Below are 18,355 nucleotides of genomic sequence, written 5' to 3' on the forward strand. Positions count from 1 at the left end.
TCTATCGGTCGATGGCGTCATCGATCGGCTCAGATGATGTTGAAGGACACGTCGAGATTGCCGCGGGTCGCTCTCGAGTACGGGCAGGTCTGGTGCGCCTCGCGAACCAAGGCCTCCACAAGCGCGCGATTCAGTCCGGGCACGTGGACGTTGAGTCGCGCCCGCAGCGAATAGGTCTCCCCGGTGAGGCCAAGATCCACTTCGGCGTCGATGGCGACATCGGCGGGCAAGGAGATGTTCCGCGCCTTGGCCGCCAGGCCCATGGCACCCATGAAGCAGGCAGACCATCCGACGGCGAAGAGCTGTTCCGGATTCGTGCCCGGCTTGTTGCTGCCAGGGCTGCTCAGTTTCACATCGAGCGCGCCATCGCTGGACTTGCCAGCGCCATCGCGCCCGCTCGTGGTGTGCGTCTTGGCCGTGTACAGAACCTTGTCGATTTCAGTGATCATGATGTTCCTTCAGATGAGTTGGAGTTCAGGGAAAAGGCGTAGCGATTCAACGTTGATCGGCTCCGAAGGCAACGTGGTCAATGACACGTGGCCCTCGAGCCGCCAAGCACTCGCATTGGGAAGATAGAGGTGCTCGCCGTTTCTTGAACGCCGTATTTCCCTCGTTTTCAGACGTCGTTCTGATAGAGATGCAGGTCGAGGCTCAGTGCGTCCGCGAGCGCCCTCTTCTCGTTGCCCGTGGCAGTTGCCGTGCGATGTGGACGTGGACCTCCAGGACTTCAGGCCGTTGCCGGAACCTCTTCCAGGAACGGCGTGATGTTTCGCATCGCACGCCCGATGTATTCGTCCTTCTCCCCCACCGGGACGACGTAGCTCAGCGCACTCCTTGCGGCCTCGATGCCCTCGAGGCGGGCGATCATCCATGCGGCCAGGTACTGCGACGAGAGACAGCCGCCCGCAGTAGCGACGTTGCCTTTGGCGACGAACGGCTGGTTCAGTACGCAGACGCCGGCTTCCTCGACCCACGGCTTCGTGATCAGATCCGTGCAGGCCGGTACATCGCCGAGCAGCCCCAGCTTGGCGAGCACGAGCGTGCCGGAACACTGCGCCCCCAGCAGTTGCCGCCCGGGATCGAGCTGCAGTTGCGCTATCAAGGCCGGGTCGGCGACAACCTGCCGGGTCAGCCTGCCGCTGCCGACGATGACCGCATCGGCCTCCCCGGCCTCGCGCAAGCTCGCCTGGGCTTCGACAACCAGGCCGTTCATCGAGCGGACGCGGGCCGTGGGGCTGGCGATCGACACCCGCCAGTCTGCTTGCTTGACCCGGTTCAGGATGCCGAGCGCGATCATCGAGTCGAGCTCGTTGAAACCTTCGAAGGTGAGGATGGCGATGTGCATGGTGATGTCCTCTCTGCAATACGTTTGCAGCGATGGCGCATCGTAGGCAACCGATTCCATACAATCAAATAATTGTCATGGATACATTGCCGGATGACCCCGTCGCAGCGCCACTCGGGCCGGCAGCGACGATTAAGTAGGTGTGATCGGCAACCACGCGGGCCACCGTTTCCAGGGACTTCTCGAGCCCGTGCAAGTCGACGGAGCCGAGCGCCAGTCGAATGGCGTGAGGCACGCGAGCCGAAGCGGAGAACGGCGCGGCGGTCGATACGGAAACGCGTTCGCGGGACAACGCCATCGCAACGGAATCAGCCCGGACCTCGTGCGCGAGCGGGAGCCAGAGAAAGTACGAGTTGGGATGGCTGACCACGTTCAGCCCGCCCAGGATGTCGGCGGCAAGGCGCTGCCGCCGCGAGGCATCGAGTCGTTTTTCCTCTTCGAGGCGGGCCACTGTGCCGTCCTCCAGCCAGCCGCAGGCAATGGCAGTCATCGTGGCCGGCGTGTTCCAGGTCGTCGCCCGGATGACCCGTTCGATCTTGTCCACCCAGGGCAGCGGCGCGCAGACGAAGCCCACGCGCAGGCCGGTCGCGACACTCTTCGAGAAGCCCGAGACATACACCGTCGCTTCCGGCGCAAGTGCCGCCAATGGAGGTGGCGCACGCTCGGCCAGAAACGCATAGGCTGCGTCCTCGATCAGGATCAGTCCATGCCGTCGAGCGATGGCGACGAGTTCGCGACGACGCGTGGCGCTCATGACCCAACCGAGCGGGTTGTGCAGGGTCGGCATCGTGTAGACGGCGCGCACGCGCCGCCGGCCGCACAGTTTCGCCAACGCGTCCAGATCCGGACCCTTCCCTGCGGTCGGAATCGGCGCGAGTTCAAGGCGCTGGGTCTCCGCGACCAGCTTGAAACCCGGATAGGTCAACGCATCCACGGCAACGACATCGCCGGGCTCGAGCAAGGCCATGGCGGTCGTCGCCAGTCCGTGCAGCGCACCACTCACGAGCAACACCGTGTCGCCCGACACAGCGAGGCCGCGGCTGGCCAGGTGGCTCGCCACCATCGCGCGCTCATGCGGGCGACCACCATGGGGCTGGTATCGAAGCAGCGACGCCAGGTCTCCCGTCGCTGCAAGCTGGCGCAGCGCCGTCCTGAACAGGTCGGTCTGGCTCGGCAAGGCCGGGTAGTTGAAGCTCAGGTCCACCATGTCCGCACTCACGGCATGCAGATCGACGCCCTGGCCGGGATGCAGAGGCTCCTTGACGAACGTGCCACGCCCGGTCTCGCCGCTGACCAGTCCTATGGCTTGCAACTCGGCGTAGACACGGGTGGCCGTGACAAGCGCAATGCCTTCGCGCGCCGCGAGTTTGCGATGCGTGGGAAGCGACGTCCCGGGGCGCAATCGGCCCGCACGAATGTCCTCGGCGAGCCGGTCGACCAATTGCTTGTAGCGAGCCTGTGGCATCCCTCACGTATCCATGACAATCATTGGAGCGTATGGATTGTGGGGTCGGGGACGGCGCAGCACAACGGCGTTCGCCGGCCGGCCTTGATCCGCACTCACGCGCGGCTCGAGTGCGTCAGGGTGAACCCCTCGACATGCGCGAGCTGGGACAGATCGTCCCCGATCGCGCTCAACGCGCTGGTCCGCGCGTTCGAACTCGCGAAGATCAGGCACTGGATTTCGAAGTGGGATCCGTCGAAGCTGATGGAGAGGCTCTCGGGCGGGATGCGAAGTCCGCGCTTGACCAGAAAGCTGCGAACGTCCTCGGGACTCGGCCTGTGCCCTTTGCGAAAGCGAAACGTTCCCGTCATGGTCGCATGGGCGGGCAGGCGGTGTTCGATCCGAGGCACGATGGCCGTGCAGACCACGAACAAGGCCGTCAGGCCGATGGCCGGCACGTAGAACCCCACGCCCACCAGGATGCCGATCGCAGACGATCCCCAGATGGATGCCGCAGTCGTCAGGCCACGCACGTTGTGGCCGCTCTTCACGATGATGCCCGCGCCCAGAAAGCCGATGCCCGTGAGAATGGCGCCGATGGCCTTGGTGGGATCAGCCGCCACGACGGCTTGCCCGCTGCCCCAGTACCACATCGACGGGAAGCCCGCGAGCAGCGTGACAGCGCAGGAGGTGGCGCAGACCAGGCAGTAGACCTGGCTGCCGGCAGCGCGCCCGCTGAAGTAGCGCTCGTAACCGACAAACCAGCCGAGCAGCAGCGCCGCCGCCATGTTCAGCACCATCCACATGCCCGCACCGTGCCAGCTGTTGATCAAGCCAAGTTGCAACACGTCATCTCCTTGTCGACGTATGGCCATCGGACCGGGCCGGTCCACAAGCGGGACCACTGTCGAACGGTCCGGACAACTCTAGGAGAACCGCTGCACGTCGGCAATACGATGCAGCGCAAAGCGCTATTGCGGCTTCGTCAACAACGCACGGGCGTGGTCAGCCAGGGCGCGCCCGTCCGTTTGGGCCGTCAGTGAAGCCGGTAGAGGACTGTCCTGACGAGGCCGCCCCACTCCGCCATCTGGCACAAGGTCGACGCTTCGCCAGATGCCAGGTTGAACGGAGGACTTGTCAGGACGACGCCGCTGTGAATGTCCATGCGACTGTCGGGCCCGCAGGCCTTGTCGAGGTTGTGAGCGAACGCACCGTTGGGGACATGTTCGGTCAGCACCATGTACCGATACCGCCTTTGCAATGCCGGCAGGGCTCGGGCAATCTCTCCGTTCGACAGGTGCTGGAAGACCTGGCGAAGGAACACGACTTCCCCCGACGGCAGTTCATCCCGCGTGAGGTCGAGGGTTCGGAAGTCGACGTCGAGCGCCTTGTATTTCTCGGCATTGAAGGCAATCAACGGCGCGACGATGTCGCACGCCACGTAGCGGGCGCAAAGCGGGCGCAGGCGGGACCCTACGAAGAAATCGCCACAACCGAGATCCACGACATCCGGCTTGTGACCCAGCGATCGGAGGAAACGTCCTACCTCGTCGACATAGGTCTCTACGATCGCGTCGGCGCGCGATCCACTGCCGGAAAAGAACACCTGCTCGGCTTCGTCCGCCGATCCCCAGGCGCCTTCTTCGTAGATCTTGGTGAACACTTGCTCGGTGGAGAGGCCGGCGAACTGCCTGAGCCGGGTGCGACCTCGGTAGCTTCGGATCGCCTGGACCATGGGATCTGGCAGCACCTGCTTGATGATGGTGGTCAAACGAGACATGGGATTACAGGTGCGTCGAACGCCGGCAGATTGGGCGCAGCAACTGCGGTTGCGCATCGACCCCATGTTGATGGTGTTGCACCCGGGGCATATCTCGGCGGCGGGGGCGCCGACTTGCAGCCTCGCAGGTCGGGTGTGCGCATCGGCAATCTCCTCAAGAAAACAGGCATCCGAAAGGCATGTGAATACTTCACATCCGTAGTACGCTTGTCTTGGAGCGACCTCGAAAGGCGTGTAAGACAGAGGCTGATGTCGCTGTCCCGCTGGTAACCACTGGTTAGCGCCGTCGTCATCAAACAGGAGCAGGTGCGTGAAGGCTTTGCGAATACTTGTCGAGATCCGCTTGGGTCGTTCAGATATCGTTCATGATGCGACAACGGACGAGCGACTCAGCTTGTGGATTCCTGATAACGCACACAACCGCGCAAGACTGAACCAGGCCGCAGAGTTCGCCAACAAACTCCATGGCCCCAACACACACTGGATCGAAGAACGCCAAGCATGAAGGAGCGCGGGGCGCCCTCGGAAATCGGATGGCGCAAGGCAGGGAAGGCCAGCTGGGGTGGGTCCTCGCGGCCTGCGCCCGCGTGCTGCGCCCCCTGGTGCGGCTGGCGCTCGCCTTCGGCGTCAAGCACGCGCATCTGGAAGAACTGCTCCGGGAGATCCTGGTCGATGAAGCGCGTCGCGCATGGATCGAAAAAGGCACGGAACCGAACATCAGCCAGTTGTCGGTAACCACCGGACTGAACCGCAAGGTCGTGACCGCGATGGTGCGTGAAGAGTCGACACCGCTGCCCCAGACGGAGAGTTCGGCGGAGGCCAAGACGCTGACCTTGTGGCTGCAGATGTTCGCGGACGACCCTTCCCATCGCTCGCTGGCGATCGTGTCTGAAGACGAATCGGTGCCGTCCTTCGAGGCCGTCGCGCGACGCGCCAGCCGCGGCAACGTGCATCACCGGGTCATCCTGGACGAACTCGTGCGCCTGCACATGGCGACCGAACGCGACGGCAGGACGGAGCTTGCCGTGGCCGGCTTCGTGCCGGCGAGCGACCTGAGGGCAATGCTCTCGTTCCTCGGCGACAACGCCCGCGACCACCTTCTGGCCGGCGTGTCGAACACCATCGGCGAAAGGCTTCCGATGCTTGAGCGCTCGGTGTTCGCGGCTGGCATTTCGCTCGACGATTGCGAGCGCATCCACCAGCTCACGCGTGAACGTTGGAGCGGTCTGCACGACGAACTCACGCGTGAGATGCGGCGCGCCTACGAGTCGGCAGACAAGGAGGCTTCGGGTCGCATCCGGGTCGGCATCTACACCTACTACGAAGACACTGCGGCCGCCCCGGCGGCACCTCCCCCATCCTCAGTTAAGAAAGGATGACCCTCGGCACGCGGCCACAGGATGGCTTCTCGCCCGCCGTAACCCGTCAGTCGAAAACGACGCGCGTTGCCATCAAGACATCGTTGACGATCCGATCGCCCGTGATCGTGACCTTCGTGCCGTTGCGCAGGCTCGCCTGGGTCCCGTTGATGAACTGAATGCCGGCCTGGCTTGCGTCGACGCGCTGCCCCTTCACCTTGAAGTCCGAAGACGACTTGAACGCCCCGATGGGACCAATCACCTCGAAGTCGTCGTCGAGGCTGCTGCCGCCGCCCGGCACCTTCCTGACCTTGATCTTGGCCGCGATCAGGATGCCGTTGGACACCACTCCGGCGACGTCGACCTCCGCCCCGTTTCCGAGCGAAGACAACGGCCCCCCGGATACCTTGGCAGAGGAAGCGTCCACGGGAATGCCGAGGACGCGGAAGAAGCTTGCCCCGGCGTAGTTCGTCACCACGCCGCCGACTTGCCTTCGCGCGCCGTCGGTGAGCGACAGCGGATACCACAGCTCGACCGACCTGGCCTTCAGCAGCCCGGACGAGGGCTGCGCGTCCGCACGAACCCGCACATTGGCACCTGGTGTCAGCGCAGCCGCTTCGACGGTCGCGCCCGTTGCGTCGACGGTCAGTCCACCGATCGTGAATCTGCCCGGGGCCACGTTTTGCACCGGGCCTGAAAGGATGGGCGTTTCGAGGGTGTTTTGCTCCAGGCGTGTCGCACGCAACACGCCCGGGCCCGCAGGCAGGCCCCAAACCCTCACGGCGACACCCGGCGCGAGCGCGGAAGGCGCGGAGATGTTGCCCCACACCGTGCCGCTTTCGGTGATGACGTTCATCCCGAGGACCACGAAGCTGCCGGCAGCGAGGTCCCTGGAGGTGATCACACCGCGCAGATCCACGGACGATTCCACCTGGATGGCCACGCCCTCGGTGAAGTCCGAATTGGTCGGCCCGGTCACCTTGGCCGTCATTCCGAGCTGCAAGGCGGGCGCGTCTCTCAGTTTCAGGATCGCCGAGCTGGTGTCGTAGCGAACACCGTTGATGATGATGCTGCCGACACCGCCGACGCCGCCGACGCCCGCGTCGCCACTGTCCCCTGCCGACGCGGAAGCCCCGGTGCCGCCCGAACCGACGCCGGAACTGTCGCCCCCCGACGCCGTGACGCCAGTGCCGCCAGACCCGACCCCTGAACCGCCCTCGACCGAAGCCGTGGCGGTTGCTGCAGGCCCGCCGCTCGAGCCGGCCGCTGCGTCAACGGGACCCGCGCCCGAAGCATCCACGCCCTTGAAGCCGAATTCGATCGGCGTCGTCGCAGCGGGACCCTGGGCCGCAGTGGTGCCACCCGATCCAACCAACGCAACGCCACCGTTTCCGCCACCCCCGCCGCCGCAGGAGAGCACCACGCCTACGGACAAGGCAAGCAGAGCGCGATGCAGGTGTTTGTTCATCGGTTCATTGTGAGCGGCCTTTGCGTCGGCCCGACCTCGAAGCGTGTCTGCTTGACGATGGACGTATCCATATGTCCCGTCCGACTACGTCCGGTAGCCCTTGTTGCACGCCGACGGATGCGGCGGCCACCTCAGAGCCGCGAGAAGCGGCAACGGGATCGCGCCGCGGTCAGATGTGCATTGCCGCCAGCGCGCCAACGACCAGGCCGACCCCGGCGACTGCAAGCATGCCCCACTCCAGCCACTTCTTTCGCGTCAGCAGCGCCATGGCTGCCAGGGCGATGGAGACCTGCAGCGCCGTCGTCGCTTGTGCCCAGCGATGATGCTGGTGCATCTGCGCCTCGGACTTCTGGTCCCAATCGGTCGCGTCGGCTTCGAGCTTCTGCGCGACGAGCTGGATCTCGGCCTTTTCCTGCTCGTACCGGGAAACCTTCTTCTGCCACTCTGGCCTGCGGTCATCGGGCGACGTGTCCCGGGCGAACTCGGCCAGCGCCTGCTTCGTGCTCTTGGACTGGAAGTAGTTCCACTGGTTGGAGGCCTCGGTCTTCTTCATGCCGGCGTTGTTTTTGTAGAGTCCCGCGTTGGCCTGGGTGAGCCCTCCCATGTACGCAAAGATCGCTCCCACTGTGGCGATGACGGCGGTACATACGGCGATCTGGCTGGTCATGTTCCTGCGACCGGACTCCGTGGAAGCAGCAGATGAATCAGCGTGGCCGTGAGCGGCTGCGTGCTCGAGTTCGTGATCGTGGGGGCCGTGGACATGAAAACCGCCTGCTGACATGGATATCCTTTTGAATTCGGGGGAGAGAAGTATGACGAAATCGTCGGGCTCGAAGGCTCATCGAAAACACGCAGCATGGAAGGAATCTGCATGACTGACAGAACCGTCATCATCGCGGGGGCCACGGGCCTCGTGGGCAGCGAAATCCTCAAGGGCCTGCTGTCAGACGAAAGCGTAGGCACGGTGTTCAGCCTCTCGCGCCGACCGCTGCCGATGCAGCATGCCAAGCTCGTCGCACAAGTCGTCGATTTCGCCGCACTGCCCACCCTGCCGCCCGCCGACGAGGCGTACCTGGCGCTCGGGACCACGATCAAGGTCGCGGGGAGTCAGGCCGCATTCCGCGCAGTCGACTACGACGCCAACCTTGCGGTGGCGACGGCGGCCCTGGCGGCCGGGGCCCGGAGGGCCGGACTGGTGAGCGCCATGGGCGCCGACCCCGGCTCGAAGGTCTTCTACAGCCGGGTGAAGGGAGAACTCGAAGACGCGTTGGCGCAGGTGCCGTTCGAGGGCCTGGTCATTGCGCGCCCATCGCTGCTGGTCGGGAACCGGGCAGCCGTGGGACAACCTACCCGGCGTGGGGAAGCGCTGGGGCTCGCGCTCGGAAATGTGCTCGGCTTCCTGATTCCGGCGAACTACAAGCCCATCGAAGGGGAAGCTGTTGCGCGGGCATTGCTGGCTGCAGTGCCGTCCGCAAAAGGCAAGACGATCCTGCCATCCGGCGCGATGCAGTGAGACGCCAGGCAGGGCCCATCAATTCGACGCCTTGACCGCTCGCCAGATGACGTTGCCCACGTCGTCAGCGACGAGCAGCGCGCCCTTGCCATCGATGGCCACGCCCACCGGCCGTCCGAAGGCTTCGCCCTTTTCGTTGACGAAGCCGGTCATCACGTCCACTGGCTGCCCGCTCGGCTTGCCCGCCGCAAACGGAACGAAGACGACCTTGTAGCCGACGGGCGGCTTGCGGTTCCACGAGCCATGCTCTCCGATGAACATCCCGTTGGAGAACGGGTCGGGCAAGTCCGTCTTCCCGGCAGCGACGAGTCCGAGTGCGGCCACATGGGCGCCGAGGGCGTAGTCCGGCGGGATTGCCTTCTCGACCAGGTCGGCCCGCTTCGGCTTCACGCGATCGTCGGCATGCTGGCCGTAGTAGCTGTACGGCCACCCGTAGAACGCGCCCTCCTTGACCGATGTCAGGTAGTCGGGCACGAGGTCGTTTCCGAGTTCGTCACGCTCGTTGGCGACCGTCCACAGGACGCCGCTCTCAGGCGCCCACGCCATCCCGTTCGGGTTGCGCAGCCCCATCGCAAAGAGGCGCTTCTGCCCGCTGGTCCGATCGACCTCGTAGATGGCCGCGCGCCCGTCCTCCGCGGCCATGCCGTTTTCTGCCACGTTGCTGTTCGAACCTACCGTGGCGTAGAGCTTCGAGCCATCCGGTGACGCGATGATGTTCTTGGTCCAATGGTGATTGATCGTGCCCGCCGGAAGGTCGGTCAGCTTCACGCCCTTGGCTGTGATGCTGGTCTGCCCCGGGGTGTAGGGAAATCGCAGGATGGCATCGCTGTCGGCAACGTAGAAGTCCGAGCCCACGAGCACCATGCCGAAAGGCGAATTGAGGTTCTCGATGAACACCGTCTTTGTTTCCGCCACGCCGTCGCCATCGGCATCGCGCAGCAGGCTGATGCGGTTGGCAGAAGACACCCCCGCGCCGGCCCTGCCCTGGACCTTCTTCATGATCTTGCCCTTGATGCCCTTGCTGTCGTCGGGCTTCGGCGGCGCATTGGTCTCGGCGACGAGCACGTCGCCATTCGGCAGGACGTACAGCCAGCGCGGATGATCCAGCCCGCTCGCGAATGCGTTGACCGCAACCCCTTGGGCCGCAACGGGCTTGCCACCCGAAGGCCACCCTTTGGCCGGGGCGATCTGAACTGTCGTGATCAGATGTTTGTCCACGGGCGCGATGTTGGGCGTGGGCCCGACCGTCTCTGCCGGTGAAGAAACGGGACCTCGGCTTGCGTCGCCGGGAGCGGCCATCCCGGGCATGGCGATCAACGCCGTTGCCATCAAGACCGCGAATTGGGGGGAAGACATGGAAGTTCCTGGTATTGCTGACGCTTGCATCTTGTTTGCCGCATCACGCTTCGTCGTAGGAGGACCCCTGAACCTGTTGCCGGATGACGTTCTTCGGGGCATCCACGTGGCAAGACCCGCACTTACCGGCGCTTTCCTACAGCGCACGGCCTCAAAGGGCACGACGCTTGAAACTCAATCATGGAGACGCGATGTCAAATGCCCCAAGGCTCTCTGCCACCCCTGCGCTTCCCCAGGCGGGACACGAGCTCGCGAGCCGTCCTTCACATTGCAGCCCGTGGCCATCAGATCGGCGAGAACGGAAATGAAGTCCGCGCGACCAGACGTCGATGATGACCAGGGTTCTCTGCCCGGCGGACGGGTCAGTTCGCGGCCACCTCTCGAACTGCCGATCAAGACCACGAGCCCGCGAGACAAGGCCCGCTCGGAATTGCTGTTTATCCTCGCGATGACAGCCATCCTGCTGACCTGCGCCTTTGCTTTCCGCGGAACCGAGAACGCCGATCAGCTTCCCCGGCCGCTGATACAGGCGACACCCTTGACGATCGCCGACATCCACCCGCGGATCCGCTCCGTGGTCACGAGGGCTCCCGGCGATGGCGCGCTGGAAATCACCCTGGTCCAGTCCTCGCCCATGTACCCGGAGAGCGTGGTGACCGAACTGTCCCAGGATGCGCTGGCGGTATCGCACGGGCTGAAGGATCTCTTTCCGGACCTCGACCAACAGACCATCCGGTTCATCGTCAAGGCCCCGCCGATCACCGCTTTCGGACCCGGCAAGACGCCGGTCACCATGCTCTCGATCGATTTCGACCGATCGGACCTGATGGCGCGGATCGACGCGGGCGACTTCACCTTCGAGGCATTGCTGAACCGGGCGACGGGCGTGCATTACCTCGACCCCAGTGGAGAGGGCTATGTCGCCGCCTTCTGCCGCGATCCGATAGCGCGGCCGGCGAGCGTCTTCTGCGCTCGTGAAGACCAATGAAGGGGAACGCGAGCCGCTACCCCGCAGCTCCAGGCGACTTCATTCCAGATAGCCCCAGGACTTCAGACGGTCCAACTCGCCGTTCGCCAGTCGAAGGCCGATGTCGTCGCGGTAGCGCATGTTGGGAATGCAAACCTGGTGGACCGCAGCGTACGCAGCGCGTCGCGCCTCGTGCACATCGATCCCGGTGCCCGTGGCCACGCCGAGATAACCGAACTGCCCGCTCGCGACAAGCTGGCCTTCGATGGTGGCCACCTCGCCGAAGTGAAGTGCATCCTTGTGGGCGGCCGATGCACCTTCGCGAAACGTGATCGGCAGACCCTTCGAGAGTTCGTCGTAGCCGAATCGGTACGGAAAGGGCGGAACCGTCAACACCACGCCACAAGCAAAGCCCGGGCGGGTGAGGATGCGGCTCGAAGTCGGGTCGACCATCTTGCGAAGAATCGTGGCCCAGTCTTCGTCGTGCAGCGCGTCGCAAATCGCGAATCCCGGATAGCCAAAGCGGCTCGTGAACTCCAACGGCCACAAGCCTTCCTCGTTGGCGATCATGTTGAGATTGATGTAGCCGCAATGGCCGGCCGCGCGCAGTGCCTCCGCCATGCAGGCCAGGGTCCTCCGGAAGATCCCGGCGGCCCCCTGATAGGAAACGATGGTGCCCATCTCGCCGGTGAGTTCGCCGATATCGCCCGGGAAGAAGCGCTTGTGTTCCCAGTCGATGAGCGGCGGATCGAGGAAACACTGGCCATTGAAATAGGCCCCGACGCCCACCTCCACGCCCGCCACGTGTTTCATCAACACGAAATCGACGTCCGATTCAGGCCCGGTGCGCGATCTCTGCAGTTCGAGGAAGGCCTTCATGTCCGCGCCGTCCTCCAGCTGGCCCACGTAGTTTCGCGTGCGCAACGCCCCGGCACCGTTGTTCTTGAAGACGTAGCGGCCGGGCCGAAGCTGGAGGAACCGGAGCGCGTCGTCGAAGCCCTTGAACTCGTGCGTGCGCGCCGTGCAAAGTCCCGCCTGCCGCAACGCCGACTGGCCGAATTCGCGATCGCTTTCGAGGCGGTCGCCATAACCGCTGCCGCCCACGACCTGGTAACCCTCACGCCGAAGCGAATCCTGCCACTCCCCTTTTTCGGCGGACTCGAAGACGACGAGACCCTCCGCACCTGCGGCCCGCACCCAGGCCAGGTCGGCTCGCCAGTCGTTCGTCCGCGCCACCATGCCACCGAACACATCGTGCGACGCGCCATCCTCGATCCATACGCGGACCTCATGGCCAGCGCGCAACAGACGCCAGTACATGTCCCCGAGATCGCAGGTTTCGCCGATGCCCAGGACCCTCATTCGCGGTCCTTCGGTGCCTGAACAACCAGGGAGACCACCGCGATGCGCTCCGCATCCGCATAGGCCGCATCGTCGAGCTCCTCACCGAAGACGTCCGGATCGATTTCGGCGTAGTGGAAGTGCATGCGCGACTGCTCCAGGACCGGCCGCAAGGATTCGAAGAACAGATCTCTCCCTCCCACCACGACGGATCCCGTGTAGAGCAACAGCATGCCGCCGGGTGCGAGCAGCGGGAGCCCTTCCGAAACAATCCGCTGGGACAGCGCCGCCCCGTGGGAGCCGCCCCCGTGCCGGTACGCCCGTCGATCACGATCGATGAGGTAGGGCGGATTGGCGACGATCAGATCGACGCCCGGCAACATGCCGGCATAGAGGTCGGCCCGGCGCAGTTCCACAGGCTCGACGCCGGCCAGCCGCGCATTCACCGCCGCGAACTGCAAGGCAAGCGGGTTGACGTCGGTCAATTCGAGCAGCGCGGGCTGGCCCACGCCATGCAGGCTGCGAATCGCCTCCAGCCCACCAGCGCCGGACCCGCATCCGATATCCACGACCCGCCGGACCGATGGCATCGTCCCGATCTCCCGCTGGATCATCGAGACGAAGCGATAGGTGTCCGGTCCGAAGAACACCGAATCGCTTTCGAGCGTCGGGTAGGCGGAATGCAGGTAGATGGCGTCACCGATCGTCGAGAAGCGAACGCGGCTGCGAACGCAGGCCCCCGCCGCTGTCAGAATCCCGGCCTCCTGCGACAGCAGCCGGATGTCATCGGGCATGTCCGCGGGTCGAATCGGCAAGTTCCAGCCAAAGGCATCGCGCAATGAAGTGCCCATCTCCCGAGGAAAGCGCGCCAGGAAGCGACGGTGCGATTCGGGCGAAACTGTCGTGAAGCGATAGCCCGATCGAAGGAGTGCGCGGCCCAGCGATACCAATGCCTCGCGATTTGGGCCGCCTGCTTCGGCAGAGTCCATGGCGACCTACAACGCGTCCACGCCCAGAACGGCCCGGCGGAAGAGCCGGGTCGCATGGAGACCCGAGGGGGTCCAATGCCGGGACGGTCCCATCATTTCGCGCAACGTATTCAACCGGACCCCGGCGTCGGGCGTCGATGCAAGACGTTCAGTGAGCGCGGCAAGCTCGGCGTCTGCGGCCATGGATTCGAGCTGAATGCGCTCGCCGAGGCCGGCCTCGACCGCGGACGCTGCGCGCTGCTGATGGCGAAACGACCTCGGAGGATGAGGAACCGCATCGACCGCCGTCGATGCGGGGGCGGATGCGCCATCGCTGCTCGCCGTGCCTCGAATCCAATCATAGATGACCTGCCGTTCGTACGATCCGAAGACCCCGAACATCTCCGCGCGCTCGCCTTGCAGCAATTGCCAGAATCGCGTGGTTCCCGGATCCACGTTCCGGGAAAGCCACCCCTTGCGCTCCAGCGCTTCGACAAAGCCCTGGATGCCATCGGGAGCGGCCAGCCAGTCATTGACGGTTCGGCCTTCGATGCGGCAGTAGTTCGAGTGGGCGAACTGGCCTTCGACTGTCCTTTGCGCCAGTACCCGCAAGAATTCGGCGTGAGGATCGAAGCTGGCAATGGCGCTGTTCGTGCCGACGCCCAGCTCGTTCAGCTGAAACCCCCGGCGTACGCGCCGCCAGAAGCTCTCGGGGTCGGCGGCCGCTGCGGTTGCATCGCGGACAGCCCGGACCGCCCGAATGGCATGGCCACCGGCCGCGTTGTCGACCGTGACGTGCAAGGTGAAATAGTACGGGTCGACCCCGAGCTCGTTCAGCTCGTACGCGGTGATGAGCAGATGAAGTGGAAGTTGCTCGTAGCCGAGATTGAAACCCATCACCTCGGGCAAAAGCTCGTCCGAGCACGCCGCCAGCGCAAGCTGGATCGCCCCCTGTTCGAAGCAGGCGTCCTGCTGCGAGTGCCAGTCATCGATGCCATGCGCGTGCAGGAGCCTGCGGTAGAGCAGAACGTGATTCTTGTCGGCCACGCCGTCACCGAGCTCCTCCAGATAGGTCTGGACCAGCTCGCCGCTGCTTGCATCCCCCGCGCGCCAGAGCATGCCGTAGAGCCAGGCGCCATCCACCAGCTTTGTCGGCGCTATCGTGCGCAGCACACCCAGCGCGTGCGACCGGTTGCGAAAATACTCGCGCGGACCGCCCTGGTTGCGTCGGGCGAGGTAGTCCTGATAAAGCCGGCCCGTGCGCGCGACCCCCGCAGTGACCCAGGCTTCAAGTCCTTCGGTGTTTTCCGGCAGATCACAGTGAAACGCAGCAGCCGATTGAAGTCGGACATCCAGGAAGTCGCGGGCAGCTTTTCGTGACCCCGGGTCCACGAGGCCGACGGGATGCATGAGCCGGTCGTACAGATCCCTCGTACCCGGCACCGTCGGCAACGCGTCGGTACGACCCGCACACTCTGAGGTCGCGCCGCAGTTGGCCGCACTGCCCGAAGGCATCAGTCGGTGCGGCGGGACGAAACCTTGAAAAATCGAGATCATGGTCGGATCGGCAAATCTGGACTATGGGCGCGTTCGCGGGCCAGGTAATAAGGCATCGTCCCCGGACCCCGTGGGAGAGTGCCTACGGCATGGACCTGTGTCTTTGCCTACAGGAATCACTCGGTGATGGCCTCAGGCTGTCGGACCAATGACCAACGAAACGCGCCCGATGAAAGACAAAAGCTCCCCGGAGATTCATCCCAAGGTCATGCGGCTGGTCACGCGTTTCAGGAACGGTAATCTCTCAGGCCAGATGACCCTGATGTATTGGCTGAAGCTCGGCCGGACGGTCGAGGAGATCGAAGCAGAGTTGGCAACGCTGACATTGCAGTCGTCCGCGGACGACGCTTTGCACTTCGCCGAGCTCGGCGCGATGCTCGCGCTTCACCGCGAGGGCTGCGTGCGCATCGCCAGCATGGTGGGCAGCGGTGTCGATACGGAGCAGCCGGCGCGCACGATCGACGAGGGCCTGGCGTTTTGCAAGCGCCTGTTCGACTGGTCTTCGCAACAGTCGAGCGAGGCAAGCGTTGCCTTGTACTCGCTCGGCAGTCCGACGCTCCTGGCCGCCGCGACCGACGAGATCGTGGTCTGGCTGCGGCAACAGGGGCTTCTTGATCACGAATCGGACGGCCTCGAGATCGGATGCGGCATCGGACGCTTCGAAGAGGCACTCGCACCGGCGCTGCGCTCCATCACCGGCGTCGACCTGTCGCCAGAGATGGTGGCCCGTGCGCAGAGCCGTTGCCAGGGCCTGCCCAACGTGTCCGTGAGGCTTTCCGATGGGCGCGACCTCGCGGCGTTCGATGACGCAAGCTTCGACCTGGTGCTCGCGGTCGACAGCTTTCCTTATCTCTTCCAGTCCGGTCGTGCGCTTCTCGCAAGGCACTTCGAGGAATCCCGACGGGTGCTGCGTCCCGGTGGTGCGTTGGCGGTCTTCGAACTGAGCTACGGCCGGAGCCTGGAAGCCGATCGTTCAGACTTCGCAAAGCTCGCAGCCGAGTCCATGCTCGATGTCGTCGTCGCCGGAGAGCAGCCTTTTCACGGCTGGGACGGCATCGCGTTCCTGGCTCGCCGATAGCCTCGGCCGCGTGCGCTGCCGAGGAACCGGACGGCTGTCACACGCAGATGAACATCACCACCGATCGACCGGTCGCCACGTAGTCGTCGAACGCGGTCGAATTGTCGAGGCCGAGGCCTGGATTCGTCGTATCGAACGCCAGCTGCCAACGGCCCGCGGGCGCCGGGGGGAGCGTGAAGGGCAGCGCATCGCTCCACCCGTTGAAAAGAATCAGCACACTCGCTTCATGCGCAGCGACCGGAATCGCGGACACCGGCGTTCTTCCGTCCAGCAAGAGCGCAAACGATCGCGTCTGAGGGTCCTGCCAGTGGGCGTCCTCCATCTCTTCGCATGAGGGAGTGAGCCACGTGACGTCCTTCGCCCCAACCCCTTCGAAGTAGTCGCCGGCGAGGAACCGACTGCGCCGCAGCACCGGCAGGTCGCGTCGCAGGCCGAGCAGCCTGGCCGTGAAGGCCGAAAGCGAGCGCCCGGCTTCCGATTGCGCTTGCGACCAGTCCACCCAGGAGATTTCGTTGTCCTGGCAGTAGGCGTTGTTGTTGCCGCCCTGGCTTCGACCGAACTCATCGCCAGCGAGCAGCATCGGCGTTCCCTGCGACAGCAGCAGTGTTGCGAGCTGGTTGCGTCGTTGGCGGGCGCGCAGCTCGAGGATGGCCGCGTCGTCGGTCGGCCCTTCGGCGCCGCAGTTCCAGGAGCGATTGTCGGAATGACCGTCGCGGTTGTCCTCGCCGTTGGCCTCGTTGTGCTTGTCGTTGTAGCTCGTGGTGTCGGCGAGGGTGAATCCGTCGTGGGCGCTGATGAAGTTGATGCTGGCCCAGGGGCGCCTTCCACGCTGGTGGAAGCGATCGGCGCTGGCGGTCAGCCGTTTCGCCATGGGGCCGGCCATGGCTTCGTCACCTTTCCAGAACGCGCGCACGGTGTCGCGGAACTGATCGTTCCACTCGGCCCACCCGGGCGGAAAGCCGCCGACCTGGTAGCCGCCGGGACCGACGTCCCAGGGCTCGGCAATGAGCTTGACGCTGGAGAGCACGGGATCCTGCCGGCAGCTCTTGAGGAATCCGCCGCCTTCGTCGAAGCCGTGCGGTTCGCGCGCCAGGATGGTCGCGAGATCGAAGCGGAAGCCGTCGACCTTCATCTCGGTCACCCAGTAGCGCAGGCTGTCCATCGTCATCTGCAGCACGCGGGGGTGACTCAGGTTGACCGTGTTTCCGGTGCCCGTATCGTTGATGTAGTAGCGCGGACCCGGTCCGCCATCCTCAGGCATCAGCCGGTAGTAGCTCGCGTTGTCGATCCCCTTGAAGGAAAGCGTCGGCCCCAGCTCGTTGCCTTCGGGCGTATGGTTGTAGACCACATCCATGATGACTTCGAGGCCATGGGCATGGAAACGGTCGACCATGTTCTTGAACTCGTCGATGTTGGGGCCGTCCATGTAGCGCTGTTCGAGCGCGAAGAAGCCGAGCGTGTCGTAGCCCCAGTAGTTTCTGAGGCCCTTGTCCTCGAGCCCGGACTGGGTCACGAACATCTGCACCGGCAAGAGTTCGACGCTGGTCACACCCATGGCGCGGATGGGGGCCAGAACCTCGTCGCGCGCCATGCCTGCAAAGGTTCCGCGGAAGCCTTCCGGCACGGACGGGTGCTGCATCGTGAAGCCGCGTACGTGGGTCTCGTAGATCACCGTTTCGTTCCACGGCACCCGCAGATCGGTCTGCGTCCATTCGAAGCGGGAGTCGACCACCACGCACTTGGGCACGAAGGGCGCGCTGTCACGCTCGTCGAAGCTCAGGTCGCCGTCCGGGTGACCCAGGGTATAGCCGAACACTTCAGGGCCCCAACGGAGTTCCCCCATGTGCGCCTTCGCGTAAGGGTCGAGCAGCAGCTTGTTGTGATTGAAACGGTGACCGCGCTCGGGCTCGTAGGGTCCCCGGACACGCAGGCCGTAGCGCGCACCGGGTCCGAGTCCGGGTACGAAGCCGTGCCAGATCTCGTCGGTGTACTCGGGCAGCGTGACGCGGCCGATTTCATGGGTGCCCGACTCGTCGAAGATGCAGACATCGACGCTGGTCGCGTGCGCCGAGAAGACTGCGAAATTGACGCCGTCGCCGGTGAAGGTCGAACCCAGTGGATGCGGCGAGCCCTCCTGGACCGAAAGGGGCGTGGATGCAGGGTTGGACATGGCACGAGCA

General features: G+C 64.6%; 17 protein-coding genes. 5 read left to right on the top strand and 12 right to left on the bottom strand.

All coding sequences use genetic code 11. The annotated features are described in order from the left end of the window. Window positions 1-29 precede the first annotated feature (29 nt). The 5 genes from ACSFBL_RS02510 to ACSFBL_RS02530 form a co-directional block, all read right to left on the bottom strand. Window positions 30-446, bottom strand: a complete 417-nt coding sequence (locus ACSFBL_RS02510) for an organic hydroperoxide resistance protein (RefSeq protein ID WP_435514519.1) — start codon at window positions 444-446, stop codon at window positions 30-32. 281 nt (window positions 447-727) lie between these two features. After that, window positions 728-1,345: a DJ-1/PfpI family protein gene (locus tag ACSFBL_RS02515; protein ID WP_435514160.1), complete on the bottom strand. Its 618-nt coding sequence runs from the start codon at window positions 1,343-1,345 to the stop codon at window positions 728-730. Between the two features lie 64 nt (window positions 1,346-1,409). Beyond that, on the bottom strand, window positions 1,410-2,810 hold the full coding sequence (locus tag ACSFBL_RS02520) for an aminotransferase-like domain-containing protein (RefSeq protein ID WP_435514161.1): 1,401 nt from the start codon (window positions 2,808-2,810) through the stop codon (window positions 1,410-1,412). Window positions 2,811-2,905: 95 nt separating this feature from the next. Further along, entirely contained in the window at window positions 2,906-3,637 is a 732-nt protein-coding gene (locus tag ACSFBL_RS02525; protein WP_435514162.1) for an MgtC/SapB family protein, read from the bottom strand. A 188-nt stretch (window positions 3,638-3,825) separates the two neighbouring features. Further along, window positions 3,826-4,569 carry a class I SAM-dependent methyltransferase gene (locus tag ACSFBL_RS02530; RefSeq protein WP_435514163.1) on the bottom strand — a complete coding sequence of 248 codons (744 nt, stop codon included), beginning with the start codon at window positions 4,567-4,569 and terminating at the stop codon, window positions 3,826-3,828. Between the two features lie 310 nt (window positions 4,570-4,879). On the opposite strand from ACSFBL_RS02530, the gene ACSFBL_RS02535 reads away from it, so the two are divergent. Both ACSFBL_RS02535 and ACSFBL_RS02540 read left to right on the top strand, forming a co-directional pair. Beyond that, window positions 4,880-5,074, top strand: a complete 195-nt coding sequence (locus ACSFBL_RS02535; protein ID WP_435514164.1) for a hypothetical protein — start codon at window positions 4,880-4,882, stop codon at window positions 5,072-5,074. Between the two features lie 28 nt (window positions 5,075-5,102). Then, window positions 5,103-5,948, top strand: coding sequence for a DUF6502 family protein (locus ACSFBL_RS02540; protein ID WP_435514165.1), 846 nt, complete (start codon window positions 5,103-5,105; stop codon window positions 5,946-5,948). A 46-nt stretch (window positions 5,949-5,994) separates the two neighbouring features. On the opposite strand, the gene ACSFBL_RS02545 is transcribed toward ACSFBL_RS02540, so the two are convergent. Both ACSFBL_RS02545 and ACSFBL_RS02550 read right to left on the bottom strand, forming a co-directional pair. Then, a complete protein-coding gene (locus tag ACSFBL_RS02545; RefSeq protein ID WP_435514166.1) occupies window positions 5,995-7,395 on the bottom strand; it encodes a DUF5666 domain-containing protein in 1,401 nt (466 codons plus the stop codon). 169 nt (window positions 7,396-7,564) lie between these two features. Beyond that, complete coding sequence (locus ACSFBL_RS02550; RefSeq protein WP_435514167.1) at window positions 7,565-8,176, bottom strand: DUF4337 domain-containing protein; 612 nt, start codon at window positions 8,174-8,176, stop codon at window positions 7,565-7,567. A gap of 90 nt (window positions 8,177-8,266) precedes the next feature. Here ACSFBL_RS02550 and ACSFBL_RS02555 point away from each other — a divergent pair, with 90 nt between their 5' ends. Continuing rightward, entirely contained in the window at window positions 8,267-8,908 is a 642-nt protein-coding gene (locus ACSFBL_RS02555; RefSeq protein WP_435514168.1) for a Rossmann-fold NAD(P)-binding domain-containing protein, read from the top strand. Window positions 8,909-8,926: 18 nt separating this feature from the next. Here ACSFBL_RS02555 and ACSFBL_RS02560 read toward each other — a convergent pair whose 3' ends face one another. Continuing rightward, window positions 8,927-10,207: a PQQ-dependent sugar dehydrogenase gene (locus ACSFBL_RS02560; protein WP_435514520.1), complete on the bottom strand. Its 1,281-nt coding sequence runs from the start codon at window positions 10,205-10,207 to the stop codon at window positions 8,927-8,929. Window positions 10,208-10,568: 361 nt separating this feature from the next. Here ACSFBL_RS02560 and ACSFBL_RS02565 point away from each other — a divergent pair, with 361 nt between their 5' ends. Next, window positions 10,569-11,252: a hypothetical protein gene (locus tag ACSFBL_RS02565; protein ID WP_435514169.1), complete on the top strand. Its 684-nt coding sequence runs from the start codon at window positions 10,569-10,571 to the stop codon at window positions 11,250-11,252. Window positions 11,253-11,291: 39 nt separating this feature from the next. Here the strand turns inward: ACSFBL_RS02565 and ACSFBL_RS02570 are convergent, their stop codons facing one another. From ACSFBL_RS02570 to ACSFBL_RS02580, 3 genes are read right to left on the bottom strand one after another with little or no spacing between them, the layout of a single operon-like run. Beyond that, window positions 11,292-12,593 (bottom strand): phosphoribosylamine--glycine ligase, encoded by a 1,302-nt coding sequence (locus tag ACSFBL_RS02570; protein ID WP_435514170.1) that lies wholly within the window; start codon window positions 12,591-12,593, stop codon window positions 11,292-11,294. Further along, window positions 12,590-13,561, bottom strand: coding sequence for a methyltransferase (locus tag ACSFBL_RS02575; RefSeq protein ID WP_435514171.1), 972 nt, complete (start codon window positions 13,559-13,561; stop codon window positions 12,590-12,592). The genes ACSFBL_RS02570 and ACSFBL_RS02575 overlap by 4 nt, the downstream gene beginning before the upstream one ends. A 6-nt stretch (window positions 13,562-13,567) precedes the next feature. Next, window positions 13,568-15,097: an iron-containing redox enzyme family protein gene (locus ACSFBL_RS02580; protein WP_435514172.1), complete on the bottom strand. Its 1,530-nt coding sequence runs from the start codon at window positions 15,095-15,097 to the stop codon at window positions 13,568-13,570. Between the two features lie 169 nt (window positions 15,098-15,266). On the opposite strand from ACSFBL_RS02580, the gene ACSFBL_RS02585 reads away from it, so the two are divergent. After that, the gene (locus ACSFBL_RS02585; RefSeq protein ID WP_435514173.1) at window positions 15,267-16,175 is read left to right on the top strand and encodes a class I SAM-dependent methyltransferase; all 909 of its coding nucleotides are present in this window, start codon (window positions 15,267-15,269) and stop codon (window positions 16,173-16,175) included. Window positions 16,176-16,212: 37 nt separating this feature from the next. On the opposite strand, the gene glgX is transcribed toward ACSFBL_RS02585, so the two are convergent. Beyond that, the gene (gene glgX, locus ACSFBL_RS02590) at window positions 16,213-18,345 is read right to left on the bottom strand and encodes a glycogen debranching protein GlgX (RefSeq protein WP_435514174.1); all 2,133 of its coding nucleotides are present in this window, start codon (window positions 18,343-18,345) and stop codon (window positions 16,213-16,215) included. Between the last annotated feature and the right edge of the window lie 10 nt (window positions 18,346-18,355).

Origin of the sequence: Variovorax glacialis (genome assembly GCF_051216375.1) — a bacterium.
In the GTDB taxonomy this organism is placed as follows: domain Bacteria; phylum Pseudomonadota; class Gammaproteobacteria; order Burkholderiales; family Burkholderiaceae_C; genus Variovorax.

Coding starts and splice junctions, on each gene's coding strand:
- ACSFBL_RS02520 (WP_435514161.1), bottom strand. CDS start 2,810: ATGCCACAGGCTCGCTACAAGCAATTGGTCGACCGGCTCGCCGAGGAC.
- ACSFBL_RS02570 (WP_435514170.1), bottom strand. CDS start 12,593: ATGAGGGTCCTGGGCATCGGCGAAACCTGCGATCTCGGGGACATGTAC.
- ACSFBL_RS02585 (WP_435514173.1), top strand. CDS start 15,267: ATGAAAGACAAAAGCTCCCCGGAGATTCATCCCAAGGTCATGCGGCTG.
- glgX (WP_435514174.1), bottom strand. CDS start 18,345: ATGTCCAACCCTGCATCCACGCCCCTTTCGGTCCAGGAGGGCTCGCCG.
- ACSFBL_RS02575 (WP_435514171.1), bottom strand. CDS start 13,561: ATGGACTCTGCCGAAGCAGGCGGCCCAAATCGCGAGGCATTGGTATCG.
- ACSFBL_RS02550 (WP_435514167.1), bottom strand. CDS start 8,176: ATGTCAGCAGGCGGTTTTCATGTCCACGGCCCCCACGATCACGAACTC.
- ACSFBL_RS02560 (WP_435514520.1), bottom strand. CDS start 10,207: ATGGCCGCTCCCGGCGACGCAAGCCGAGGTCCCGTTTCTTCACCGGCA.
- ACSFBL_RS02555 (WP_435514168.1), top strand. CDS start 8,267: ATGACTGACAGAACCGTCATCATCGCGGGGGCCACGGGCCTCGTGGGC.
- ACSFBL_RS02580 (WP_435514172.1), bottom strand. CDS start 15,097: ATGATCTCGATTTTTCAAGGTTTCGTCCCGCCGCACCGACTGATGCCT.
- ACSFBL_RS02565 (WP_435514169.1), top strand. CDS start 10,569: ATGAAGTCCGCGCGACCAGACGTCGATGATGACCAGGGTTCTCTGCCC.
- ACSFBL_RS02515 (WP_435514160.1), bottom strand. CDS start 1,345: ATGCACATCGCCATCCTCACCTTCGAAGGTTTCAACGAGCTCGACTCG.
- ACSFBL_RS02530 (WP_435514163.1), bottom strand. CDS start 4,569: ATGTCTCGTTTGACCACCATCATCAAGCAGGTGCTGCCAGATCCCATG.
- ACSFBL_RS02540 (WP_435514165.1), top strand. CDS start 5,103: ATGGCGCAAGGCAGGGAAGGCCAGCTGGGGTGGGTCCTCGCGGCCTGC.
- ACSFBL_RS02545 (WP_435514166.1), bottom strand. CDS start 7,395: ATGAACAAACACCTGCATCGCGCTCTGCTTGCCTTGTCCGTAGGCGTG.